The following is a 24084-nucleotide window of genomic DNA, read 5'->3' on the forward strand; positions in this document are numbered from 1 at the left end:
TGCACGGATGGGTTTTGGATCAAGTGGTACGGGTGGGGAACTGCTCGGCGCTGTCGCCGAGTTCGAGGCAGGGGTGGCCGCGCGTGACCCGGAGCTGACGGGGCGCGGTTTCGACGCGATACGGGGGAGTTTCGGGGCCGCCGGTCCGGAGGAGATCCGGGAGTGCGGGCCTCGGCTGGCCGGTCTGCTGACCTCCGTGCCCGACGGGATACGTGCGGTGATCGCGGTGATCGTCGGGGCGTGCGTGGAACGCGGGGCGGACCCGGGGCTGTGTGCGCCCGGGGTGTTCGCCGGAATGCGGGACACCTTCGAGGAGATCGCGGAATTCTGTGCGCGGTGGGAGGAGAGCGGGGGCGGGAAGCTCCCAGATCCGGAGGAGCAGGGGCAGGGGCCCGGCGACGAGGTGGGGGAGCGGACCGGATTCGGTCCCGCGCTTGCCTGGTGGACGCTCCCGCAGTGGCAGATGGCCGGCTTCGCCCTGCTGAACGAGGAGGCGGGGCGGCGGCAGGTCTCCTGCCGTCGGGAGCTGCTGGCTCTGCTCGCCCGTATCGAGTGGGCGTGCGAGGAGAACGGCGGACCGTCCCTCAAGGGGCTTCGGTACGCGCTCCGGGTGCTCGACGGGGAGCCGCTGGTGGTGCTCCACCGCGAGAGCCGGGCCGGATTCCTCGTACGCATCGGTGGCATCGGGGACAACTTCCAGCTGCACACCCTGCTCGCCGACGCGCTGGTGGGCGGCGGTCACCTTGCGGGACAGGCGCCCTCGGCCGAAGCGGTGGCCGTCTGCCGGGACGTCGAGGGGCAGGTGCTGACCCAGGGTTCGTTCAACCTCGTCGGCGCCGACGGAGCCTGGATCTGGAACGAGGGCGACCCCGCCGACATTCCGGTGGTGCGCGGCACCCGGGTCCTGGTGCTCGACCCCGAACCGTACGCCCGCAGCTGGCCGGCCGGCCGGTACTTCCCCGGCATGAGCGGCGCTCTGGAGCTCGAACGGGTGCTGGGGAGGGAGGAGGCCGAGGGGTGGTTCTCGTACGTTTCCGCTGACCTGGGGCGGTAGGGGCGGCCCGTGCTGGTGTGGGCGCCGAGGTGCGGGTGTCGGTGGGGCGGGGGATGGTGGGAGGGCTCGGGGCCCAGCTCAGTGAGAGAGAGCCGGTAATGGGTGTACCTGCTGATCAGCTCAGTGATCCCGTTGTACGGGACTTCGTCACCGCGGTGAACGCGGGGGACCGCGTCGCCTTCGACGCACTGCTCGCGCCGGGCGCGACCATGTCGGACGACGGGAGCGACCGGGATCTGGGGGAGTGGGTGAACAAGGAGATCTTCTCGGACGGCGGACACATGGACGTCGAGTCCGAGGCGGACGGCGGGCGGGAGCTGGTCGTCAACTACCGGAACGACACGTGGGGTTCGATGCGGACGGCGTGGAAGTTCGTGGTGGCGGACGGGAAGGTGAGTCGGTTCGAGACGGGGCAGGCGTAGGGCCGGTGGGGTGGGGGTGGGGGCCATGGCGGAGGTGGGGCGGGGGCGGGTTGTTCGGCTCCGCCGGGGGCCGCCCCCTTGCCCGCCCGTTCCGCCCCCGGGGGGCGGCCCCGCCGCCCAAGGGGGCTCGGGGGTCGGGGCGGCCGCGCTGCCGGAGGGGGCTAGGGAGTAGGGGCGGCTTCGCCGCCCGAGGGGGTGGGCGGTCGGGCCGCCCGAGGGGGGCCTTGGCACGCGGTCGTGCCGTCCCGGGGGGCTTGGTGGGGTTAGCCGCGGCCTACGTAGGGCATGGTTGTGGCCATTACTGTGGCGAACTGGATGTTGGCGTTCAGCGGTAGGGCCGCCATGTGGCGGACAGTGCGGGCGACTTCCTGTGCGTCCATCACCGGCTCCACCGCCAGCTCACCGTTCGCCTGGAGGATGCCGGTCTGCATGCGTTGCGTCATGTCCGTGGCCGCGTTGCCGATGTCGATCTGTCCGACCGCGATGTCGTGCGCGCGACCGTCCAGGGACAGTGACTTGGTCAGGCCCGTCATCGCGTGCTTGGTGGTGGTGTAGGCGACCGAGTGCGGGCGTGGGGTGTGGGCGGAGAGGGAGCCGTTGTTGATGATGCGGCCGCCCCTGGGGGTCTGGTCCTTCATCTGGCGGTAGGCGCCCTGGGCGCAGAGGAAGGCGCCGGTGACGTTCACCTGGACCACCGACTGCCAGTCCTCGTAGGTGAGTTCCTCGGTGCGGACGCCGCCGGGGCCGAAGGTGCCCGCGTTGTTGAAGAGCAGGTCGAGGCGGCCGTAGGTCTCGCGGACCGCCGCGAAGAGGGCGTCCACCTCGGCGGGGGACGACACGTCCGTGACGACGGGAAGGGCGGCGCCGCCCGCGGCCCTCGCCAGCTCCGCCGTTTCCGCCAGGGGCTGTGCGCGGCGGCCCGCCAGGGCCACCGTCCAGCCCGCCGAGGCCAGTTCCACCGCCACCGCCCGGCCGATGCCGGAGCCCGCTCCCGTCACCACCGCGACCTGCTCATGAGTGCTCATGGCCGGGAGAGTAGTCACCCCGGCCGGGCAGGAGATCATCTGTCCGTCATGTGGTGGACGTGTACGCGACAACGTGGTGCCGTCCCCGAGGGCTGGACTGCGCGCATGACAGCCACCGGACCAGCCCAGCACGCCCCCGAACTCCGAGCCGCCGCCCGTCACTTGACGCAGGGCCGGCGCCGCTTCCTGACCCTCACCGGCGCCGCCGCGGCACTCGCCTTCGCCACCAACCTCCCCGGCACGGGCGGCGCCGAGGCGCACGCCGCGTCCGTCGGTGACTTCGACGCGAGACGGATCTCCGAGGACCCGTTCACGCTGGGCGTGGCCTCCGGCGACCCGCTGCCGGAGTCCGTGCTCCTGTGGACCCGGCTCGCCCCCAGACCGTACGAAACGGACAGCGGTCTGCCCAAGAGCCGCGTACGGGTGCAGTGGGAGGTCGCGCACGACGAGCGGTTCCGGCGGGTGGTGCGGCGCGGCAGCGTCACCGCGCATCCGGAGTTCCACCACAGCGTGCACGTGGAGGTCGACGGGCTCGGCAGCGACCGGGTCTTCCACTACCGCTTCCGGGCGGGCAACTGGGTCAGCGCGACCGGGCGCACCCGCACCGCCCCCGCGCGCGGCGCGCGCAACAGCGAGCTGCGGCTCGGGGTGGTCTCCTGCCAGGCGTACCACGACGGGTACTACACCGCCTACGAGCACCTCGCCCGCGAGGACGTCGACGCCGTTTTCCACCTCGGCGACTACCTCTACGAGTACGCCGTCAACGCCACCGGCGGCGCACGCCAGTACACCGACCGGCGGCTGCCCGCCCACTTCAACCGCGAGACCGTGACCCTGGAGGACTACCGGCTGCGGTACGCCCTCTACAAGTCCGACCCCCAGCTGCGCGCCGCGCACGCCGCACACCCCTTCGTGGTGACCTGGGACGACCACGAGACCGAGAACAACTACGCGGGCGGCACCCCCGAGAACGACGTACCGCCCGAGGAGTTCCTGCTGCGCCGCGCCGCCGCCTACCGCGCGTACTGGGAGAACCAGCCGCTGCGCGTCCCGCAGCGCCCCACCGGCGCCGACATGCGGCTCTACCGGCGCCTCAGGTTCGGGCGGCTCGCCCAGTTCGACATCCTCGACACCCGCCAGTACCGCTCCGACCAGGCGTACGGCGACGGCTGGCAGGTCCCGGGGCCCGAGTCGGAGGACCCGGCGCGGACCATGACCGGCGCCACCCAGGAGCGCTGGCTGATCGACGGATGGCGGCAGGGCGCGCGGCCCGTCTGGAACGTCGTCCCGCAGCAGGTCACCTTCGCCGAGCGGCGCGACCGGGCCACCCCGGGCCACAAGCTCAGCATGGACTCCTGGGACGGCTACCCCGCCTCCCGCGAGCGGATCCTCGCCGGGGCCGAGTCCGCGGGCGTGCGGAACCTGCTGGTGCTCACCGGCGACGTCCACGTGTCGTACGGGCTCGACATCAAGCGGGACTTCCGGGACCCGGCGTCCAGGACCGTCGGCACCGAGATCGTCACCACCTCGATCAGCAGCGGCAAGGACGGCGCCGACAAGCCCGCCAACTGGGACGCCCTCACCGGCGCCAACCCGCACATGAAGTTCTACAACGGGCGGCGCGGCTACACGCTGGTCACGCTCGGCACGCAGCAGGCCAGGGCCGACTTCAGGACCGTCGCGGCGGTCAGCACGCCCGGGGCACCCGTCACCACCGCCGCCTCGTACGTCACCGAGGCCGGGAATCCCGGGCTGAAGCAGGTGTAACGCACACCGGTCGGGTCCCGCCGTTCACGCAGTGCTCCTGCCGTGCTCCTGCCGCGCTCCCCCTCCGGGCCGAAAGCCTGTTTCGAACGCTCCCGAAGAGCTGAGAGCATAGGTCGGTATTCAACGAAATGGGAGCGATGATGCCGGAGAGCGGCCAGAAGTCAGCGGGAACGGCGGGGCAGGACCACATACCCCAGGCGGGCGCGGAGGCCATGGCGGCGGCGGAGTCCGCGACCGCCGCGACGGCCGGAACCACCACGCCCGCCGCCACCGCGACCGCCGGAACCACCCCCGCCGCCACCGCAACGGCCGGAACCACCACGCCCGCCGCCACCGCAACGGCCACGGCCAAGCCCGCCGCAGCCGTCCGCCGCACCAGCCTTCTCGTCACCCTCGTCCTCGGCGGCCTCACCGCACTCCCGCCGCTCTCCATGGACATGTACCTCCCGGCCCTCCCGGAGGTCACCCAAGCGCTGCGGTCCCCGGCCGCGACCGTCCAGCTCACCCTGACCGCCTGCCTGGCCGGCATGGCGCTCGGCCAGCTCGTCGTGGGACCGCTCAGCGACAAGCTCGGCCGCCGCCGCCCGCTGCTCGTCGGCATGGTCGTCTACGTCCTGGCCACCGCCATCTGCGCACTGGCCCCGAACGCCGAACTCCTCATCGCCTTCCGCCTGTTGCAGGGCCTGGCGGGCGCCGCCGGAATCGTCATCGCCCGGGCGGTGGTCCGCGACATGTACGACGGCGTGGAGATGGCGCGCTTCTTCGCCACCCTGATGCTGATCTCCGGAGTGGCACCGGTCATCGCCCCCGTCATCGGCGGCCAGGTGCTGCGCATCACCGACTGGCGCGGCGTCTTCTACGTACTGACCGGTGTCGGGGTGGTCCTCACCCTCGTCGTGTGGAAGTGGCTGCACGAGACGCTGCCCCCCGAGCGGCGGCACACCGGCGGCGTCGGCGCGGCCCTGCGCACCATGAAGGGCCTGCTCGCCGACCGCGTCTTCACCGGCTACATGCTCACCGGCGGACTCGCCTTCGCCGTCCTCTTCGCGTACATCTCGGCCTCGCCGTTCGTCGTCCAGGAGATCTACGGGGCGTCCCCGCAGACCTTCAGCCTGCTCTTCGGCGTGAACTCGATCGGACTGATCGTCGTCGGCCAGATCAACGGCAAGGTCCTGGTCGGCCGGGTCCGGCTCGACAAGGTGCTCGCCTTCGGCCTGGCCGTCATCACGCTCGCCGCCACCGCACTGCTGCTGATGACCAGTGGCGTCTTCGGCGAGGTCGGACTGTGGCCGGTCGCGGGCGGGCTCTTCGTGCTGATGTCGGCGATGGGCCTGATCATGCCGAGCACCAACACCCAGGCCCTGATGCGCACCCCGCACGCGGCCGGTTCCGCCTCCGCGCTGCTCGGTACGTCCTCGTTCCTGGTGGGCGCCGTCGCCTCGCCGCTGGTGGGCATCGCGGGCGAGGCCACGGCGGTGCCGATGGCGGTCGTGCAGCTGGTGTGCGCGGTGCTCGCGATTCTGTGCTTCGTGGCGCTGTGCCGTCCGTGGCAGCGGACCTCGGAGGCGTAGCCCCTATCCGCTCTCCCTGAACCGGCGCAGCAGTTCGACGGCCGGAGCGCTGTCCGGGTCGAAGCTGTAGATGCCCTCCTGCTTGTGCGGGACGGACGGGCCCCAGACCCGGGCGGCGTGGCAGTCGTAGGAGAAGGCGATCTCGAAGAGCATCCCGCGCTCGCCGTGCACCCGTACCCCCCAGCCCGGCAGGAACGTCTGGCCGGGCTGGCTGCCGGGCAGCTCCTTGACCAGGGCGAACACTTCCCGGGCCTGGTCGGCGTCCCAGATCGCCACGTCCTCGCCCGCCATGGTTCTCGGCAGCGGGTCGTTGGCGTCCGGGGTGATGCGGACGACTTCGACCAGCTCGGTCTGCGCGTGTGCACTGGGCAGCAACATCCGCTCAGAGTGGCCGAGTTCACGCCCGTACGCCAGGGAGAACGCAAGAGCGGTTGTCCGTACCGCCCGGCCGGGTCAGCGGCGCGGGTAGCCGATCAGGTACGGGCGGTCCTGCCGGTCCGTCCAGCGGAACAGGCCCGTCCCCGCCAGCTCCGCCTCCGGCAGCCGCGCGGTGTCCGTGAGCGCGGCGGGCGTGACGGTGGCGAGCGGGACCTCGACCGGGGTGCCGGCCGCCGAGGTGGGGCTGGTGGTGCCGTACGCGATGCCGTCGTCGGTGACCGAGGTGAGGGTGACCGGCTTGCTGCCCTCCTTCTCCTGGAGGCAGTGGCCGGTCTTGGCGCCCTTGGGGGCGGGGGTGCGCAGGTCGAAGGCGAGGTTGCCCGCGACCAGGTAGTGGCCGCCGGGCGCGGTCACCGCCTTCGGGTACTCGCCCGGCTCTATGGCGGGCTTGCGGCAGTCCACCGTCGCCAGGACCTTGCCGGTGTCCGCGTCGTGCACCGCCCACCGGTCCCAGCCGTCCGGCTTCTTCTTCTGCCACTTCGCCAGGATCTGCCCGGTGGCGGTCACCGAGGTGGGCTGTCCGGACGCCGGGTCGCTGCCGCCCGGCGCCACCGACCTGCTGTACCAGCCGCCCTTCACCCAGAACTCGGTGCGCCCGCTCACCAGCGGCCCCTTCGCGGTCAGGCCCCGCACCTCGGTGCGCACCCCGCAGTTCTTGCAGCCCTTGGGCGCGCCCAGGGTCTTCTGGGTGTACGGGGTGGTCCGCCCGGTCACCGGATCCACCACGGTCGCGGTCGCCGCGCCGTCGGTGATCAGGATGCCGGGGCCGGTGCCGGAGACCACCGGGACGCCGGTCCAGGGCAGCTCGGCATGGAGCTGGCTGCCGTCGCGGGCGTCGTACATGTCCAGCGCGATCACCGAGTCCCCGGTCGACAGCGCGTCCGCGCCGCTGACCTTCCCGTACGACCAGGTGACGAAGAAACGGCGGTCGCCCTTGGTGACGGAGAGCAGCTTGGGGAAGTACGCCGGGTCCGACAGCGAGCGCCACGGCTTGCCCGTCCAGACGGCCTTCCCGCTGCGGGCGTCGTAGGTACGGAGCACGAAGCGCTCCGCGCCGGACCGCTCCACGTGCCCGACCAGCGCGGGTTCCTGCGAGAGCGCGTACTCGGTGGAGCCGCCGGTGATCCGCCAGCCCCTGGCGTTGTCGTACGCGGCCGGGGCGGGCAGGCGCGGGACGGCGGGCGGCGCCGGGGTGGCGGCCTTCACGGGCTGCTTGCCGTCCTTGCCCGTGCCGGCCTTGCCGCCGTCGCCTTCGCCCTTGCCGCCGCCGCAGGTGGCCAGCAGGAGGAGCAGGGCGAGCACGGCCCCTCCTGCCACCAGCGCGATGCGCATGAACCGCTGTCCCACTCTTCTCCCCCCGACGCATTGCCCCCGGAAATGGTCAACGGCTGTCAGGGTATGCAACTGCCCCTGGATGCGCAGCAGTTCACCGATGCCCCTTTTTGCCCCCTACACTTTTTCGGTGAACTCCACCTTCCCCACCTCGGCAGCAGCCCCGGAAGCCACCTCGGACGTGCTGCGCGCGGCGCTCGCCGGGCTGCTCGACGGGCTGCCGCCCAAGCAGGCGACCCAGGCCGTCGACCGGCTGATCGCCAACTACCGGGGGACCACCCCGACCGACGCCCCGGTGCTGCGCGACCGCTCGGACGTGGCCGCCTACGCGGCGTACCGGATGCCCGCGACCTTCGAGGCCGTACGGTCCGCGCTCGGGGCACTGCGGCAGGCCGCGCCGCACTGGGTGCCGGCGACGCACACCGATGTCGGGGGCGGGACCGGGGCCGCGAGCTGGGCGGTGTCCCAGGCGTGGGGGACGCAGCGCAGCACCGTGCTGGACTGGGCGGAGCCCGCGCTGGAGCTCGGGCGGGAGCTGGCGGAGGCGTCGGGGGTGCCCGCACTGCGGAACGTGGTGTGGCAGCGCTCTCGTATCGGAACGGCGCTCAGCATCGAGAGCACTGATCTCGTCACGGTCTCCTACGTCCTCAAGGAACTCACCGAGACGGACCGCGACACCCTCGTCGACGAGGCCGCCCGCGCCGCGACCGGCGCCGTCGTCATCGTCGAGCCCGGCACCCCCGACGGCTACCGGCGGATCCTCGCCGCCCGCGACCGGCTGATCGCCGCCGGACTGCGGATCGCCGCCCCCTGCCCGCACAGCGCCGCCTGCCCGCTGGACCCGGCCGGCACGGACTGGTGCCACTTCTCCGCCCGGGTCAGCCGCTCCTCGCTGCACCGCAAGGTCAAGGGCGGTTCACTGCCGTACGAGGACGAGAAGTTCGCCTACGTCGCCGCCGTACGGGAGCCGGCGGCGGGGGCGGTACCGGCCGCCGCCCGCGTCGTGCGCAAGCCCCAGATCCGCAAGGGCCTCGTGATGCTGGAGCTGTGCCGGGCGGACGGTGAGCAGGTCGGGGAGAACGTGTCGAAGAAGCGACACGGCGACCTGTACCGGTCCGCCCGGGACACCGACTGGGGCGACGAGTGGCCGCCTCCGCCGGGGAGCTCCGTCGGCTAGGGGCGCAGTTCCTGGGTGCAGCACTTCACGCTGCCGCCGCCTTTGAGCAGCTCGCCCAGGTCCATGCCGATCGGCTCGAAGCCCCGCTCGCGCAGCGGATCGTAGAGGCCGGTCGCCGCCTGCGGCAGCAGGACGTGGCGGCCGTCGCTGACCGCGTTGAGGCCGAGCGCCGCGGCGTCCGCCTCCTCGGCGATCAGCGCGTCGGGGAAGAGCCGGGCGAGGACGGCGCGGCTGCCGGGGGAGAAGGCGCCCGGGTAGTACATGACCTCGTCGTGACGGTCGTCCAGGACGGCGAGTGCCGTGTCGAGGTGGTAGTAGCGGGGGTCGACGAGGTCCAGGCCGATCACCGGGCGGCCGAAGAACTCCTGTGCCTCGTCGTGCGCGGCGGACGTCGAGCGGAAGCCGCGCCCGGCCAGCACCCACGAGGCGGTGACGGCGAAGTCGCCCTCGCCCTCGTTGACGTGTTCCGGCTCGCGGACGTCGGTGAAGCCGTGCGCCGCGAACCACTCGCGGTGCGCCTCGGCCTCCGGCGTCCGCTCCGCGTAGGCGAACCGGGCCCCCAGGACGCGTCCTTCGACGACGGTGGCGCCGTTCGCGGCGAACACCATGTCGGGCAGTCCGGGGCGGGGGTCGAGCAGTTCGACGGTGTGACCGAGGGAGAGGTAGCGGTCGCGCAGGTCTTCCCACTGCGCGAGGGCGAGCGGCAGCTCGACCGGCTTGCTGGGGTCCATCCAGGGATTGATGGAGTACGTGACCCTGAAGTGCTCCGGGGGGCACATCAGGTAGCGACGGGGCGCTGCGTCACGAACGTGTCGGCTCAATGAGGGCTCCTTCGGGAGGAGGGAGTGGCAAAGGCCTTGCCGTGGAGCCCATGGTCGGTGCTGCGGCGGGCTTTGCGCTGTGCACCGAAAGGGTGGTTCACGCTCCGCGCACACCCAGGCGAGACGAAACGTCTCGCGACTGGTAGATTACGGGAATGCCAGAGACCAGGACCCCCGATTCCGCACGGCGCAGCGAGCGCTCCCGGCGTGCGATCTACGATGCCGCGCTCGCCCTCGTCGTCGAGGCCGGGTACGCCAAGACCACCATCGAGGGCATTGCCGCCCGCGCCGGAGTCGGCAAGCAGACCATCTACCGGTGGTGGCCCTCCAAGGGTGCGGTCCTCCTGGAGGCCTTCGTCGACCTCGGCGAGCAGGCCGCCGAGGCGGCGGGCGGCGCGCAGACGTTCCCCGACACCGGCGACCTCGCCGCCGACCTCCGGCTCGTCCTGCGCGCGACCGTCGACGAACTCGTCGATCCCAAGTACGACCTGCCCACCCGCGCGCTGGCCGCCGAGGGCATCGTCGACGCCGAACTCTGCGCGAGCTACGTCGAGAAGCTGCTGCGCCCCTCCCTCCAGCTGTACGTCGACCGGCTCTCCGCCGCCCGCGCACAGGGCGACCTGCGCCCCGAGCTGGACCTGGACATCGCCGTGGAACTGTTCACCGGCCCCCTCTCCGGCCGCTGGATGCTGCGCACAGGCCCTCTCACCCACGAGTACGCCGACCGCCTCGTCGACTACGCGCTGAACGGCCTCGCCCCGCGCTGAGCCCGGCCCCCCGGCAGACCCCCGGCGCCCTGCGGCCACCGTGCCCCGCCGCATTCCCCGTATCCCGAGCGAGGTATCTCACCAACCCCGGATACGGACACCGGCCCCCCGGGGCGCAGGATGGTGCGAGCATGGTGAGGTCCGCCGGGGGCCAAGGTTGAGGGTGAGGAGCCAGATGGGCGCGGGGTTCGAGTCGGGAACGGCCAAATCGTCGGGGCGCATCGCACAGTGGTTGCGCCGTCGTGCCGGGGGCAAACCCGTGCCCGACGCGGGCGCTGATCGTCTGACGCTGCTGCGCGCCGCCGCCGGCGCGGGACTGCCGCTCGCCCCCGCCGCGTATCCGGCCGGATATCGATGTTCCTGCGAGCGCGTCGGCTGTCCGACGCCCGCCCGCCATCCGGTGTCCTTCGCCTGGCAGACGCAGTCGACCACCGACCGCGGACAGATCGACCGCTGGGCGAACACCCAGCCGCAGGCCAACTTCATCACCGCGACCGGCATGGTCCACGACGTCCTGGACGTTCCGCTGGAGGCCGGTCGCAGTGCGTTGCAGCGGCTGCTCGACGCGGAGATCGAGGTCGGCCCGGTGGCCGTGTTCGCCGAAGGGGCGGCGGGGGCCGAGGCCCGCATGCTGTTCTTCACCGCGACCCGGGGCACCCCCGAGGACGAGGACGAGTGGTGGCCGTGCGAGCTGGACTGCCACCCCGAGACCATGGACGAACACCCCGGACTGCGCTGGCACTGCCGGGGCAGCTACGTCCTCGTACCGCCCGCCCGGCTCGCCGGTGACCTCGACGTGCACTGGGTGCGCGGCCTGGAGCACCAGCTGCCCGACCCGCTGACCCTCCTCGAAACACTCACCGACGCCTGCGCCAGGTACGCCGCCGACGAGGACACCGACGCCGACCACGACCCGCACGCGGTGGCCTGGCCGGTCGGCCGCTGAACCGGCAACCGGTCCTCGCCGGTCCCCGTCGGCCGCTGAACCCGCCGGTCCCGGCCGGGAGTTACGACCCCGAGGCCGCGACCAGCCCCTGCACCCGGGACTCCAGCTCCACCGCACCCGGCGCCGCGCCCTTCTTCGGCACCAGCGCCGCCTGACTCGACACCCGCTCCTTGGTCAGCGACGACTTGGGAGTGCCGGTCATCAGGGCCTGTACGTCCGCGTTGAGGTCCAGCAGCGGCACCCCGCGCGCGGCCGTCTGCTTCTCGAAGTGGCGGGTGGCGAAGAAGACGAACGCGCCGCCGTCCTTCGTGGCCAGCGCCACCGGGGCGAAGGCACCCGTGGTCAGCGGCTGGTCCAGGTACTGCATGGAACGCCCGATGCGCTGCGAGGCCCGCTTGCGCGCGTCCAGCCACAGAGTGGTGTCCCGGCCGGGCGCGAAGGACACGGAACCGGAACCGGTACCTCCCTGCCCCTTGTTCTGGAGGTACGAGGCGTAGGCCCCGCTCAGTTCGGCAGGGGAGGCCGCGAGCCCCGACCCGTCCGCCGGGGCCGGCTTCGCGAGGCCGTCCGCGTCGAGGTCGAAGTCAGGCACCTCGCCGGGGGAGACCGTCAGCAGGTGCGAGGCCTCCCAGAGCTGGTCGGCCCCGCCCCGTACGAAGACGATCAGCCAGCGGGAGTCGGCCCGGCCGCCCTCGGTGTCCCGGTTGCTGTCGGCGTCCGCGACGAACCAGCGCGGCCAGCCCGCCTTCTTCGGTATCAGGAACTCGGTGTCGGAGAGCGTGAGTTCCTGGTGGCCGGGGTTGCCGCCGGGGCTCTGCTTCTGGCGGGCCTTCAGCCCTGCCTGGTTGATCGCGCCCAGCGCGCCGGTGACCCGGCCCGCCGCGAGCGCCGGGTCGTACGCCTTGTCCGCCTTGTTGTAGGCGGCCGTGAAGTCCTTGAGTGCCTGGGCGGCCTCAGCCCTGGTCGCCGACGGGACGATCGCCGTCTCGCCGTGCACCGTCACGCACCCGCTCGCCGTCAGTGCCAGCAGCCCTGCTGTCGCCAGTGCCGCTGCTCGCCGCTTGTGACCCGGCGCGGGTCTCGTGCTCAGCCTGCCCATGGGTCGCCTTCTGTGTCACGGTCGCCGACGACCGGAACCCTACCGGGGCGAAGAAGAGCACCAGCATCGGGATCAGATACAGCGCCCACACCGTGACCTGGAGGACGGTCGGGTCCGGCTGGAAGTTGAAGACGCCCTTCAGCAGGGTCCCGTACCAACTGTCCGGCGGGATCTGCTCGCTGATGTCGAAGGCCTTGTCGGCGAGACCGCCCAGGAAGCGGGCCTCCTGAAGGTCGTGGACGCCGTACGCCAGCACCCCGGCCGCGACGACCAGCAGCATGCCGCCGGTCCAGGTGAAGAACTTCGCCAGGTTGATGCGCACCGCACCCCGGTAGAACAGCCAGCCCAGCAGCAGCGCCGTCGCGAGCCCGAGGATCACGCCGATCAGCGGCGCGTGCGTACCGTCGCCGGAGGCCCGTACCGAGGCCCACACGAACAGCGCCGTCTCCAGCCCTTCGCGCCCCACCGCCAGGAACGCGGTCGCCACCAGCGCCCCCGTCCCCAACTGGAGTGCCGCGTCCAGCTTTCCGTGCAGCTCCGCCTTCAGGTGCCGGGCGGTGCGCCGCATCCAGAACACCATCCAGGTGACCAGGCCCACCGCCAGGATCGACAGCGTGCCGCCCAGCGCCTCCTGCGCCTCGAAGGTCAACTCCTGGGAGCCGAAGGTCAGTCCGGCACCGAAGCCGAGCGCGATCAGCACCGCGACCCCGATGCCGATCCACACCGGGACCAGGGCGTCCCGCCGTCCGGTCTTCACCAGGTAGGCGATCAGGATGCAGACGACCAGGCTGGCTTCGAGGCCTTCGCGCAGGCCGGTCAGATAGTTGGCGAACACGTCGGTCCCCGCCCTTTCAGGATCATGTGAGGGTTACGAGAACAGGGTTACGAGAACAGCGCCCGGCCCCACCAGTCGCCCTTGTCACGGACGCCCGGCGGAACGGCGAAGTGCGCCGAACCCACGTGCTGGATGTACTCGTTGAGCGCGTCGGAGCGCGCCAGGTTCCGCTGGACGGGGATGAACGCGTCGCGGGCGTCGCGCTGGTACGCCAGGAAGAACAGCCCGGCGTCGAGCCTGCCGAGCCCGTCCGTGCCGTCGGTGAAGGAGTAGCCGCGCCGCAGCATCCGGGCCCCGGCGTTGCTGTCCGGGTGGGCCAGCCTGACGTGCGAAGTGGGCAGCATGGCCTTGAGGTTCGGCTCGTCGTGCTCCTTGGACCTGCCGACGGCCGCGCCCTCGCCCTTGTCGCGGCCGAAGATGTCCTCCTGCTCGGCCAGCGGGGTGCGGTCCCAGGTCTCGATGTTCATCCGGATGCGGCGGGCGACCAGGTAGGAGCCCCCGGCCATCCAGGCGGCCCCGTCCTTCTCCGTCGCCCACACGTGCTTGTCGAGCGTGCCGGTGTCGGTGCCCGCGATGTTGCGGGTGCCGTCCTTGAAACCGAAGAGGTTACGGGGCGTCTGTGCGTCGGGAGTGGTCGACGAGGTCTTGCCGAAGCCGAGCTGCGACCAGCGCACCGCGACCTTGCCGAAGCCGATGCGGGCGAGGTTGCGGACGGCGTGCACCGCCACCTGCGGGTCGTCCGCACACGCCTGGACGCACAGATCGCCGCCGCTGCGCGCCCTGTCGAGGTTGTCGCCGGGGAACTTCGGCAGGTCGACCAGGGCGGCCGGCCGCCTGTCCTTCAGCCCGAAGCGGCCGTCGAAGAGGGAGGGGCCGAAGCCGATCGTCAGGGTGAGCCGGGACGGCTTGAGGCCGAGCGCCTCGCCCGTGTCGTCCGGCGGCGCCTCGGGCAGTCCGCCGAACGCGCCCTCGCCGACCGCGTGCCCGGCCGTCATCCGGGCGGCGGCGGCCGTCCAGTCCTTCAGGAGCTGGACGAGCTCCGCCCGGTCCTTCGTCGTCACGTCGAACGCGGCGAAGTGCAGCCGGTCCGGGACCGCGGTCGCGATCCCGGCCTGGTGCTCCCCGTAGAAGGGGACGGCCGCACCGCCGGACGCGGCGGGCGCGGACGGCTCCTCGTCACGGTTCAGCGCGAGCGCCGCACCACCCGCCGCGGCGGCTCCGAGCGCGAGCCCGGCGCCACCCCAGCCGATCACCGAACGACGGGACGGAGCAGGGGAGTGGGGGTCAGCTGACATGGGTCGCTCCTTCCGCGGGACCGGGGCGCCTACTTGGTGACCGCGGCGGCCAGCTTCGACAGCGGCTCCGCGAGCGCGTTCACCCCGTCGGACAGCGCCTTGCGGTCGTCCTTGCCGACCTTGTCGTACGACACGAAGTCGTACGAGGACGTGTCCGGGCGGTGCTTGTCGAGCAGCTTGTTCAGCGCCGCGAACTGCTTGTCCAGCTCGCCGGAGAGCTTCGGGTCGTTCTTCGCGGCGACCGGCTTGAGCAGGGTGTACGCCTTCTCCGCGCCCTCGACGTTCGCCTTGAAGTCGACGAGGTCGGTGTGGCTGTAGCGCTCCTCCTCACCGGTGACCTTGCCGGTGGCGACCTCGTCGAGGAGCTCCTTGGCGCCGTTGGCCATCGAGGAGGGGGTGATCTCGGCGGTGCCGACCTTCTTCACCCAGACGCCCAGGTCCTTCATCAGGGTGTCGGCGAGCTTCTTCTCCTCCGCCCCGATCTTCTTGTCCTGCCACAGCGCCTTCTCCAGGCGGTGCCAGCCGGTCCACGGCTTGCCGGTCTCCTCGACGCCGTCCTCGCGCAGGTCGACCATCGGGTCGATGTCGCCGAACGACTCGGCGACCGGCTCGGTGCGCTCCCAGCCGATCCGCGAGGGCGCGTACGCCTTCTTCGCGGCTTCGAGGTCGCCCGCCTTCACGGCGTCGGCGAAGACCTGCGCCTTGGGCAGCGTCTCCTCCGCCTGCTGCTGGACGTAGGTGCGGTACGCGGCGACCGCGGCGTCCTTCTCCGGGTTGCGGGCCACCGGCTTGTCGTTGCCGGACGCGACGACCTTCTGGCGGATGCCGTCACCCTTCATGCCGGGCTTGCAGGCGATCTCGTACGCCCCCGCCTTGATCTCGGCGGTGAGGTCGGCCTTGGTGCCCGGGCCGATGTTCTCGCGCTCGGTGAGGATGCGGCCGTCGGGGAAGAGGACGTAGACCTCGGTGACCTTGGTGCCCTTGTTCTCCACCGCCAGCTCGACCTTGCCCGCCGGGAAGCTCTTCTTCGACACCGCGCAGGAGTCGTCCGTGGCCACGACCTGGACGGCACCGTCGGCGGCCGCCCCGGGATCGCTCTTCTCGGCGCAGCCGGTCACGGCGGTGAGTGCGGTCGCGGCGGCGACGGCGGTGAGGACGGAGAGACGGAGGGGACGCATAAGGGGACTCCACACGGGGTGAAAGGTCTACGAGGCCCACAGGGTCTACTGAGGCTTACCTAAGTTAAGCGCCCCTTACTCCGGACATAGCCCCCCCGTGCAGTGATTCCGCTCTCACCTCGACCGCAAGAGTACGAGGCGGTCACGGGAGCCCCATGACCGCCTCGTAGTCCGGTAAAGACCAGGTCAAATCAGACCGGCTCGCGCTTCGGGAGGACGAGCGGAGCCCCGGTGCGCGGATGCGGCAGCACCTCGACCGGCTGCCGGTACACCCGGCTCAGCAGCTCCTCGCCGAACACCTCGGCCGGCGGCCCGCACGCGGCGATCCGCCCGTCGTGCAGTACGGCCGCCCGGTCCGCGTACGCGGCGGCGAGCCCGAGGTCGTGCAGGACGACGACGACCGCGTCACCGGCCGCCGCCCGCGCGCGGCAGATCCGCAGCACCAGTTCCTGGTGGCGCAGGTCGAGCGCCGCCGTCGGCTCGTCCAGCAGCAGTACGGGGGCGCGCTGCGCCAGCACGCGGGCCAGGGCGACCCGGGCCCGCTCGCCGCCGGACAGCGCGGAGAAGGGGCGCGGCCCGAACCCGGTGACCTCCGTCGCGGCCATCGCCTCGGCGACCGCCGCGTCGTCCTGGTCCTCGTGCGCGGTGCCGGCCCAGGGCGCGCGTCCCATCCGTACGACGTCCTCGACCGGGAACGGGAAGGACAGCGCCGCCGACTGCGGCAGCACGGCCCGGCGCAGCGCCAGGTCGGGGGCGCTCCAGTCGGCGACCGTACGGCCGTCGATCCGTACCGTCCCGGCGGCTGCGGGCAGATCGGCGGCCACGGCGGCCAGCAGGGTCGACTTCCCGGCCCCGTTGGGCCCCACCAGGGCCAGCACCTCGCCCGCGCGGGCGGCCAGGTCGATGCCGGAGAGCACCTCGCGCTGCCCGAGCCTGACGTGCAGCCCGGTCACCTCGACGGCGGCGGTGCCCCGTTCGACCGGAGCGGGCAGCTCGCGGCGGCGGCCCGCCGGGGAGAAGAGGGACTTCCAGGAGCTCATGCCCAACCACCCTGCTTGCGACGGGTCCGGCGCAGCAGCCAGAAGAAGAACGGACTGCCGAACAGCGCGGTCAGCACACCGAGCGGCAGCTCCGCCGGACTGGCCACGGTGCGCGCCGCGAGGTCACCGGCGAGCAGCACGAGCGCGCCGCCCAGTGCGCTGCCGGGGACCAGGAAGCGGTGCCCGGGCCCGTTCGCCATCCGCAGCAGGTGCGGGACGAGCAGTCCGACGAAGGTGATGATGCCCGCCACGGCGACGGCGGCCGCGGTCAGCAGCGCCACCACGAGCACCAGCACCATGCGCATCTTCTCGACGTCCACCCCCAGGTGCCTGGCCGGGCGTTCGCCGAGTGCGAGCAGGTCCAGCTTGCGGGCGTAGAACGGGGCGAGCAGCAGACCGAGCAGTGCGCACGGCAGGACGGCGAGGACCTTGGGCCAGGTGGCCTGGGCGAGCGAGCCGAGCTGCCAGAAGGTGATCTGGGTGATCTGCGCGTTGTCCGCGAAGAATATGAACAGGCCGATCAGGGCGCCCGCGAAGGCGTTCACCGCGATGCCGGTGAGGATCAGCGTGACCACCTCCGTACGGCCGCCCGAGCGGGACAGCACGTACACCAGCAGCACGGTGATCAGTCCGGCGACGAACGCGCAGAACGTCACCGTCCAGTTGCCGAAGAAGCTCAGCCCCAGCGCGATCGAGGCGACCGCGCCGACCGCCGCACCGGCCGAGATGCCGATGACACCGGGCTCGGCGAGCGGATTGCCGAAGACGCCCTGCATCAGGGCGCCCGCGCAGCCGAGCGAGGCGCCGACGAGGAGCGCGAGGACGACCCGGGGCAGCCGGATGTTCCACAGCACGCTCTCGCCGACCCGGTCGAGGGAGGCGCCGCCGAGACCGATCCGGTGCTGTACGGAGGCCAGTACGTCGCCGGGGGAGATGTGGTACGTGCCGAGCCCGGCGGACACCAGGGCGAGCACGAGGAGGGCGGCGGACAGGCCGACGGTGAGGGTGAAGGTGGTGCCGCGCCGCTTCCCCTTCGGGGCGGCGGGGGTGTCCGGGGGGGTCGGCAAGTCCGTTGTCCCGGTGGGGTGTCGGGGCTGTGTGCGGGGTTCCGCGCGGGTCTTCGTGCGGGCCTTCGGGGTGGCGGTCACAGGGTCGCTGCTCACTTCTTCTTCGCCGTCCCGTAGAGCTGATCGACCAGGGACTTCAGCACCTGGTCGGTGCGCGGGCCGTAGTTCAGCAGCACGCCGTCGTCGACGGAGACGATCCGGCGGTCCACCCCGGCCGGGGTCTCGGCGACGCCCGGCACCTTGAGCAGGCCGTCGACGCCGTTGACCGAGTCGAGTCCCTTGCCCATCACCAGGATCGCGTCCGGCGCCGCCTTCACCAGGGCCTCGCTGGTGATCGCGGTGAAGTCCTTCGCCAGCCCGGAGTCCTTGCCCGCGTCGACGGCCCCGGCCGCCTCCAGCAGCGAACTCGCCCCGGAATCACGCCCGCCCAGCAGATAGACCGACGCCGAACCGCGCAGGTAGAGGAAGGTCACGCGCGGCTTCTTGCCGTCCGAGGGCTGCGGAATGTCCTTCTGTACGGCGGCGATCCGCTCCTGGGTGCGCTTCTTGAGCTCGTCCCCGGCCGGCTTCACCCCGAGCGCCCCGGCCACCGCGTCGATCCGCCGGTCCACGTCGGCGAGCTCCTTCGCGGGCTTCACCACGACCAGCGGAATGCCCGCGTCGCGGATCTGCTGGACGGCCTCGACGGGGCCGGTGGTGGTGTCCGCGAGGACGACGGTCGGCTTCAGCGAGAGGACGCTCTCGGCGGAGACGTCGTGCGCACGTGTCACCACGGGGAGGGACTTGGCCTGCTCGAAGGTGGCGGTGATGTCCCTGGCGACGACGTTCCCGCCGAGCCCGAGTGTGAAGACGATCTCGTTCAGACTGCCGGTCAGCGGCACGATCCGGTCGGTCGAAGCGACCTTCACCTGCTTCCCGTCGGCGGACGCGACGGTGACCGGAAGCTGCGGCTTCGCTGCGGCGGCCAGCGGCTCGACCCGGTCGGGGGCGGACTCCTTCTTCGGTTCCACGGCGGGCGCACCCGCCGTCGTCGTACCGCTGCCGCAGCCGGTGGCGACGGCGGCGAGGGCGAGCACGGATATCAGTGCACCTGCCAGGCGTGAGGGGCGCCGGGACGCGGCTGGCGTTCGCACGGGGTGCACCGTCCTGTTCTGTGACGACCGGCCGAAAGGGCCGAAGTGTTCTGTCGGTTGGGGACGTTCGTCCCTGGTCCGGGGGGTTCGGGGTGCTTATGAATGGTCCGGAAGGGTTCCGGACCAGGTCGGGCATAGCTTAGGTTAGCCTTACCTCGCTCGCTAGACCTCGGAGGGACCCTGATGTTGTCGTCCAGACCGGCCCGCGCGTTCGCCGTCGCGCTCATCGCGGCCGTGCTGGGAGCGCTGCTCCCGGCCGCCGCAGCCAGTGCGGCAGCGCGCACCGTACAGGGCGGCAGGCTCGACTGGGGGATCAAATCCTCCTTCCAGAGCTACGTCACGGGCCCGATAGCCAAGGGCGGCTTCACCCTGCTGAGCGGTGCCGCGACCGTCGGCGGAAGCCAGTTCCGCTTCCACTCGGCGAGCGGCTCCTACGACCCGGACACCGGCGCCCTGAACTCCGGTTTCTCCGGCGGGATCCGCTTCACCGGCCACAAGAAGCCGGACGGCACGAACGAGCTCGACCTCACCATCAGCCGCCCCACCGTGCGGATCTCCGGCGGCAGCGGCACCCTGTTCGCGGACGTCACCAGCAAGAGCAAGGCCACCGGCAAGGTGACCGTGAGCAGCCAGATCCCGCTGGCCTCGCTGGCCGTCGGCGGCATCAACATGAAGGGCGGCGGCAGCCCGGTCGCCCTCAACAACATCCCCGCGACACTGACCTCGCAGGGTGCCGGCGCCTTCGCCGGGTACTACACGGCGGGCACGGCACTCGACCCGGTCAGCCTGTCGGCGGACGTGGCGGCGGGCGCCAAGCCCCCGGAGCCCAAGCCGTCGGCCCCGAAGGACGAGGACGCGGCCAAGGGCGACGCCAAGGACGAACCCAAGGACGACGCCAAGGCATCCGGCGCCTTCACCGACGGGGCCGTCGACTGGGGGGTGCGCCGCACCTTCCGCGAGTACGTCACCGGGCCCATCTCCAAGGGCAAGTGGGAGCTGGCCGAAGGCGCGCTGGACGGTGGCGCACTGTTCCGCTTCCCGCAGGGGAAGGGCACGTACGACGGCGGGAAGAAGACCCTGGACGCCGCCTTCGCGGGCAGCGTCCGCTTCTCCGGCGCCCACCTCGACCTGACGCTCTCCAAGGTGGGAGTGAAGGTCGCCGACGGCAAGGGCACCCTGTTCGCGGACGTCGCGAGCCAGGACCTCAGGACGAAGAAGCCCACCAGGTCGGCCGGGGTGCCGCTGGTCACCTTCGAGGCCAAGACCCTCACCGCCAAGGACGGCCTGGCCGCCCTCACCGAGGCCCCGGCGACGCTGACCGAACAGGGCGCGAAGGCGTTCGGCTCGATGTACAAGGCGGGCACCGAGATGGACCCGGTGTCCCTCGCGGTCGCCGTGGACGCGAAGGCGAAGCTGCCCGCACTGCCGGACCTGGGCAGCGACACCAGGACCCCGGCGGCGGACCCGGACAAGAAGAAGCCCGAGACCCCGAAGACGACGAACACCGCTTCGTCGTCCTCCTCCTCCCACACCGTGCTGTACGCGGCGGTGGGCGCAGGAGCCCTGGCGATCGCCGCAGCCACCTTCCTGCTGATCCGCAGGCGCACCACGACCGAACCCACCGACTCCACCAACAACACCGCCTGACCCCCCGCCCAACGGGCCCACCCCGCCCACTCGGCCACCGGTAGGGCGGCCAACCGTCACCCCGGTTGGCCACCAGTCGGGTGGCCAACCGGTCGCCCCCGTCAACCGGTCACCCCGGTCACCGACCACCCTCCCCCCCGGGCCCCGCCAGGCACTCCCGCCCCACCTCCACCTCACCCACCTCCCCCGCCCCTCCCGTACTAGGAGACCCCTGAACATGGCCGTCACCCGCCGACCGATAGCCCTTGCCGCCGCCGTAGCCACGGCCGCTGCTGTCGGGATCACCGCCTTTGCCCTGCCTGCCGTTGCGGCCGACGAAGGCACCGGGGCCGCCGCAGTCCCGGCGGCTCCCGCCGGTCCGAACATCGAGCTGAAGGACGGCACGCTGGACTGGGGCTTCAAGGAGTCCTTCCGCAAGTACCTCGGCTCGCCGTTCTCCGGCGGCAAGATCACCGTCGCGGGCGGCGCCAAGCAGGCCGCGAACAACGGCGTGTTCACGTTCGTCGACGGTGTCGGCACGTACGACATGAAGACGCACGGCACGCAGACCGCCTTCAAGGGCAGCGTGCACTTCACCGCCCACGACGGTGTCCTCGACATCACCTTGTCGGACCTGAAGATCTCGACGGCCGGCAAGACCGGTGCGATCACCGCCGACATCAAGTCCAAGCCGCAGGGCGGCAAGGACTTCGTCACACAGGACGACGTCCAGCTCGCGGCCCTGGACCTGTCCGCCGTGAAGCCCGGCCAGGGTGTGGGCGGCGCGATGCTCTTCAAGGACATCCCGGCCACGCTGACGAAGGCGGGTTCAGCGGCCTTCAACGGCCAGTACAAGGAGGGCGACAAGCTGGACGCGGCCAGCCTGTCGGTCAAGCCGGCGGGCGGCGGCAAGCCGACGAAGCCGCCGGTCGACCCGACCAAGCCGCCGGTCGACCCGACGAAGCCCCCCGTCGACCCGACCAAGCCCCCGGTCGACCCGACGAAGCCGCCGACCACCCCGCCGACCACCCCGCCCACCACCGCGCCGACGACCCCGCCCACCGGTGTCGAGCAGGGCGCGATCGTCGACGGCAACCTCGACTGGGGCGTGCTGGACCGCTTCCGCAAGTACGTCACGGGCCCGATCGCCCACGGCAAGATCGAGCTCTCCGGCGGCGCGACCAACTCCGGCGACGGCTTCCGCTTCCCGAAGGGCAAGGGCGACTTCGACGCCGAGAAGCAGAACCTCTCCGCCTCCTTCGACGGCAAGGTCCGCTTCGTCGGCCACCAGGAGAACGGGGCGTACACCCTCGACCTGAACTTCTCCGCACTCAAGGTCGAGGTCAAGGGCGGCAAGGGCACCCTGATCGCCGACGTCTCGACGAAGGACCGCGGTACGAAGAAGGTCGCGACCTACAAGGCGCTCGACATCGCGTCGCTCACCCCGAACGGTGAACTGTCCGTCGTGGACGGCGTCGTGAAGCTGTCGGGCGTCCCCGCGAAGCTCACCGCGGGCGGGTCCAAGGCCTTCGGCGGGATGTACGAGGCCGGCCAGGCCATGGACGCCCTGACCGTCGCGGTCTCGGTCGACAAGGACGCACAGCTGCCGGACGGCGGCACGGCGGGCACGGCGGGCACCACGGGCGGCACGGGCACCACGGGCGGCTCCAGCACCGGCGGTACGGACACCACCGGCGGCACGGTCGGCGGCGCCGGCTCCTCCGTGGGCGGCGGCTCGGTGGGCGGCAACCTCGCGGCGACCGGCTCCTCGGCGCCGTCGGGCGCACTCCTCGGCGCGGCCGGGGCCCTGGCGGTCGCTGGCGGCGCGGTGGTCTTCGCGGCCCGCCGTCGCAAGGGCAGCCGGGCCTGACCGGCAGCTGGTGCGCGACCGCACCAGCTCGGGCAACGGGGCGAGGAACGGGGCAGCTTCGCCCCGTTCCCCGCCCCGTGCTTCAATGCCGCCCGTGAACGAAGTGGACCTCCTCCAAGTCTTCTGCGCCCCCGACGGCTCCTGCGGCAACACCCTCGCCGTGGTCCGCGACGCGCCCCGGACGCACCCCACCCCCGCCGTCCGACAGGCCTACGCACGCCAACTCGGCTACAGCGAGACCGTGTTCGTCGACGACCCCGAGCGCGGAACGGTCGACATCTACACGCCCACCACCCGCCTCCCCTTCGCCGGACACCCCCTCGTCGGCACCGCCTGGCTCCTCGACATCGAGGTGCTGGAACTGGCCGTCGGCGAGGTGATCGCCCGCCAGGACGGCGAGTTCACCTGGATCACCGCCCGCGCCGAATGGGCACCCCCGCGCGAGCTCCAGCAGTACGCGACCCCGGCCGAGGTCGACGCCCTCCCCGCGCCGCCGCCGGGCGAGGGCTGGCTGTACGCCTGGGCGTGGGAGGACGAGGCGGCGGGCCGCGTCCGTGCCCGGGCGTTCCCCCGGCGCGACGACGGCATCGACGAGGACGAGGCGACCGGCGCCGCCGCACTCCTGCTCACCGCCCGGCTCGGCCGCGCCCTCAACATCACCCAGGGGAAGGGCTCCCAGCTCCTCACCGCCCCCGGCCCGGACGGCCTCATCGAGATCGGCGGCCGAGTCCGTTTCACCGCGCACGAGTTCGCCGCCCACGTACCCGCGTACGTCCCCGCCCACGTACCCGCGAACACGCCGCAGGGGGCCCACGCCGACCCGGCGTGAACCCCCTGAACTCCCTGAACCCCCGCCGAAGGACTAGGCGCTGAGCGGGAACTCCCCGCCCAGCTCGCGGAAGACCGCCCCGTTGAAGTCGAACGCCCGCTTGCACTCGTCGATGATGCGCTTCTTCTCCAGCTCGTCCGCCGCGATGCCGTCCAGCAGCTCCCGGTAACCCCGCTTGAACGCGGCCGGGTTGGAGACCTGCTCGAAGACGTAGAAGCGCACGCCGTCGCCCTTGCGCGCGAAGCCCCAGGTCTTCTCAGCCTTGTCGCGGATGATCTGGCCGCCGGACAGGTCGCCCAGGTAACGGGTGTAGTGGTGCGCCACGTACCCGCCGGGCCAGGTCACCGCACACTCGGTGACCCGGTCCGCGTACGCCCGGGTGGCGGGGAGGGCGACCAGGCCCTCGCGCCAGTTCTCGCCGCGCAGGTGCGCCAGGTCGCGCTCCAGCTCTGCGGTGCGCATCAGCTCCGGCTGTATGAAGGGGCCCGCGACCGGGTCCTCGCGCAGCGAATCGGCGGCGTCCTCAAGGGCCTTGTAGACGAACCACAGCTGCTCGGTGTAGCGCGTGTACGCGTCCACGCCCAGCTTGCCGCCGAGGAGATCGCTCATGAACGTCGAGGTCTCCGCCTCCGTGTGCTGCTCGTGCGAGGCCACACGGATCTGGGTGGAGAAAGTGGTGTCCAAAGCGGACCTCCGGGGACAGAAGGGACCGGGAAAGAGAGCGGTGGTGACAGCGCTGACACCTGCCACCACCGATCTTCGTTGCTTAGGCTTACCTAAGTCAACCTGTTC

The 24084-nt window shown here is 71.9% G+C and carries 22 protein-coding genes; 10 read left to right on the plus strand and 12 right to left on the minus strand.

Going from position 1 to position 24084, the window contains the following annotated elements; all coding sequences use genetic code 11:
- Positions 1-7: 7 nt before the first annotated feature.
- Together ACZ5PB_RS14455 and ACZ5PB_RS14460 are read left to right on the plus strand one after the other, a co-directional pair.
- Positions 8-1054, plus strand: a complete 1047-nt coding sequence (locus ACZ5PB_RS14455; RefSeq protein WP_468691008.1) for a hypothetical protein — start codon at positions 8-10, stop codon at positions 1052-1054.
- A gap of 98 nt (positions 1055-1152) precedes the next feature.
- Positions 1153-1476 (plus strand): nuclear transport factor 2-like protein, encoded by a 324-nt coding sequence (locus ACZ5PB_RS14460; protein WP_468691009.1) that lies wholly within the window; start codon positions 1153-1155, stop codon positions 1474-1476.
- 263 nt (positions 1477-1739) lie between these two features.
- Here ACZ5PB_RS14460 and ACZ5PB_RS14465 read toward each other — a convergent pair whose 3' ends face one another.
- Positions 1740-2501: an SDR family oxidoreductase gene (locus ACZ5PB_RS14465; protein WP_468691010.1), complete on the minus strand. Its 762-nt coding sequence runs from the start codon at positions 2499-2501 to the stop codon at positions 1740-1742.
- 105 nt (positions 2502-2606) lie between these two features.
- Between ACZ5PB_RS14465 and ACZ5PB_RS14470 the strand changes: the two genes are divergently transcribed.
- Both ACZ5PB_RS14470 and ACZ5PB_RS14475 read left to right on the plus strand, forming a co-directional pair.
- Complete coding sequence (locus ACZ5PB_RS14470; protein ID WP_468691011.1) at positions 2607-4268, plus strand: alkaline phosphatase D family protein; 1662 nt, start codon at positions 2607-2609, stop codon at positions 4266-4268.
- 128 nt (positions 4269-4396) lie between these two features.
- On the plus strand, positions 4397-5839 hold the full coding sequence (locus tag ACZ5PB_RS14475) for a Bcr/CflA family multidrug efflux MFS transporter (RefSeq protein WP_468691012.1): 1443 nt from the start codon (positions 4397-4399) through the stop codon (positions 5837-5839).
- A 3-nt stretch (positions 5840-5842) separates the two neighbouring features.
- On the opposite strand, the gene ACZ5PB_RS14480 is transcribed toward ACZ5PB_RS14475, so the two are convergent.
- Positions 5843-6217, minus strand: a complete 375-nt coding sequence (locus tag ACZ5PB_RS14480) for a hypothetical protein (RefSeq protein WP_468691014.1) — start codon at positions 6215-6217, stop codon at positions 5843-5845.
- Between the two features lie 75 nt (positions 6218-6292).
- Entirely contained in the window at positions 6293-7624 is a 1332-nt protein-coding gene (locus tag ACZ5PB_RS14485; RefSeq protein ID WP_468691015.1) for a hypothetical protein, read from the minus strand.
- A gap of 115 nt (positions 7625-7739) precedes the next feature.
- Between ACZ5PB_RS14485 and ACZ5PB_RS14490 the strand changes: the two genes are divergently transcribed.
- Entirely contained in the window at positions 7740-8786 is a 1047-nt protein-coding gene (locus ACZ5PB_RS14490; protein ID WP_468691017.1) for a small ribosomal subunit Rsm22 family protein, read from the plus strand.
- Here the strand turns inward: ACZ5PB_RS14490 and ddaH are convergent.
- Positions 8783-9607, minus strand: coding sequence for a dimethylargininase (gene ddaH, locus ACZ5PB_RS14495; protein ID WP_468691019.1), 825 nt, complete (start codon positions 9605-9607; stop codon positions 8783-8785). The genes ACZ5PB_RS14490 and ddaH overlap by 4 nt on opposite strands.
- Positions 9608-9762: 155 nt before the next feature.
- On the opposite strand from ddaH, the gene ACZ5PB_RS14500 reads away from it, so the two are divergent.
- Positions 9763-10374, plus strand: coding sequence for a TetR/AcrR family transcriptional regulator (locus ACZ5PB_RS14500; protein ID WP_468691020.1), 612 nt, complete (start codon positions 9763-9765; stop codon positions 10372-10374).
- Between the two features lie 175 nt (positions 10375-10549).
- Positions 10550-11320, plus strand: coding sequence for a bifunctional DNA primase/polymerase (locus ACZ5PB_RS14505; RefSeq protein WP_468691021.1), 771 nt, complete (start codon positions 10550-10552; stop codon positions 11318-11320).
- A 61-nt stretch (positions 11321-11381) separates the two neighbouring features.
- Here the strand turns inward: ACZ5PB_RS14505 and ACZ5PB_RS14510 are convergent, their stop codons facing one another.
- The 7 genes from ACZ5PB_RS14510 to ACZ5PB_RS14540 all read right to left on the minus strand — a co-directional run bounded on the left by ACZ5PB_RS14510 (position 11382) and on the right by ACZ5PB_RS14540 (position 18976).
- Complete coding sequence (locus ACZ5PB_RS14510) at positions 11382-12317, minus strand: SCO2278 family lipoprotein (protein ID WP_468691023.1); 936 nt, start codon at positions 12315-12317, stop codon at positions 11382-11384.
- A complete protein-coding gene (gene efeU, locus ACZ5PB_RS14515; protein ID WP_468691024.1) occupies positions 12274-13254 on the minus strand; it encodes an iron uptake transporter permease EfeU in 981 nt (326 codons plus the stop codon). Before efeU ends, ACZ5PB_RS14510 begins: the two co-directional genes overlap by 44 nt.
- A gap of 47 nt (positions 13255-13301) precedes the next feature.
- Complete coding sequence (efeB, locus tag ACZ5PB_RS14520; protein WP_468691025.1) at positions 13302-14549, minus strand: iron uptake transporter deferrochelatase/peroxidase subunit; 1248 nt, start codon at positions 14547-14549, stop codon at positions 13302-13304.
- Between the two features lie 29 nt (positions 14550-14578).
- The gene (gene efeO / locus ACZ5PB_RS14525; RefSeq protein WP_468691027.1) at positions 14579-15727 is read right to left on the minus strand and encodes an iron uptake system protein EfeO; all 1149 of its coding nucleotides are present in this window, start codon (positions 15725-15727) and stop codon (positions 14579-14581) included.
- Positions 15728-15918: 191 nt separating this feature from the next.
- Positions 15919-16767 (minus strand): heme ABC transporter ATP-binding protein, encoded by an 849-nt coding sequence (locus ACZ5PB_RS14530; protein WP_468691028.1) that lies wholly within the window; start codon positions 16765-16767, stop codon positions 15919-15921.
- Positions 16764-17834, minus strand: coding sequence for a FecCD family ABC transporter permease (locus tag ACZ5PB_RS14535; RefSeq protein ID WP_468691030.1), 1071 nt, complete (start codon positions 17832-17834; stop codon positions 16764-16766). Before ACZ5PB_RS14535 ends, ACZ5PB_RS14530 begins: the two co-directional genes overlap by 4 nt.
- A 92-nt stretch (positions 17835-17926) precedes the next feature.
- On the minus strand, positions 17927-18976 hold the full coding sequence (locus ACZ5PB_RS14540; protein WP_468691032.1) for a heme/hemin ABC transporter substrate-binding protein: 1050 nt from the start codon (positions 18974-18976) through the stop codon (positions 17927-17929).
- Between the two features lie 174 nt (positions 18977-19150).
- On the opposite strand from ACZ5PB_RS14540, the gene ACZ5PB_RS14545 reads away from it, so the two are divergent.
- The 3 genes from ACZ5PB_RS14545 to ACZ5PB_RS14555 all read left to right on the plus strand — a co-directional run bounded on the left by ACZ5PB_RS14545 (position 19151) and on the right by ACZ5PB_RS14555 (position 23292).
- On the plus strand, positions 19151-20614 hold the full coding sequence (locus ACZ5PB_RS14545) for an HtaA domain-containing protein (protein ID WP_468691034.1): 1464 nt from the start codon (positions 19151-19153) through the stop codon (positions 20612-20614).
- A gap of 217 nt (positions 20615-20831) precedes the next feature.
- On the plus strand, positions 20832-22463 hold the full coding sequence (locus tag ACZ5PB_RS14550) for an HtaA domain-containing protein (RefSeq protein ID WP_468691036.1): 1632 nt from the start codon (positions 20832-20834) through the stop codon (positions 22461-22463).
- 85 nt (positions 22464-22548) lie between these two features.
- Entirely contained in the window at positions 22549-23292 is a 744-nt protein-coding gene (locus tag ACZ5PB_RS14555; RefSeq protein WP_468691038.1) for a PhzF family phenazine biosynthesis protein, read from the plus strand.
- Between the two features lie 33 nt (positions 23293-23325).
- On the opposite strand, the gene ACZ5PB_RS14560 is transcribed toward ACZ5PB_RS14555, so the two are convergent.
- A complete protein-coding gene (locus tag ACZ5PB_RS14560) occupies positions 23326-23976 on the minus strand; it encodes a biliverdin-producing heme oxygenase (RefSeq protein WP_468691039.1) in 651 nt (216 codons plus the stop codon).
- Positions 23977-24084: the final 108 nt, after the last annotated feature.

Source organism: Streptomyces sp. NPDC032721 (genome assembly GCF_055579625.1).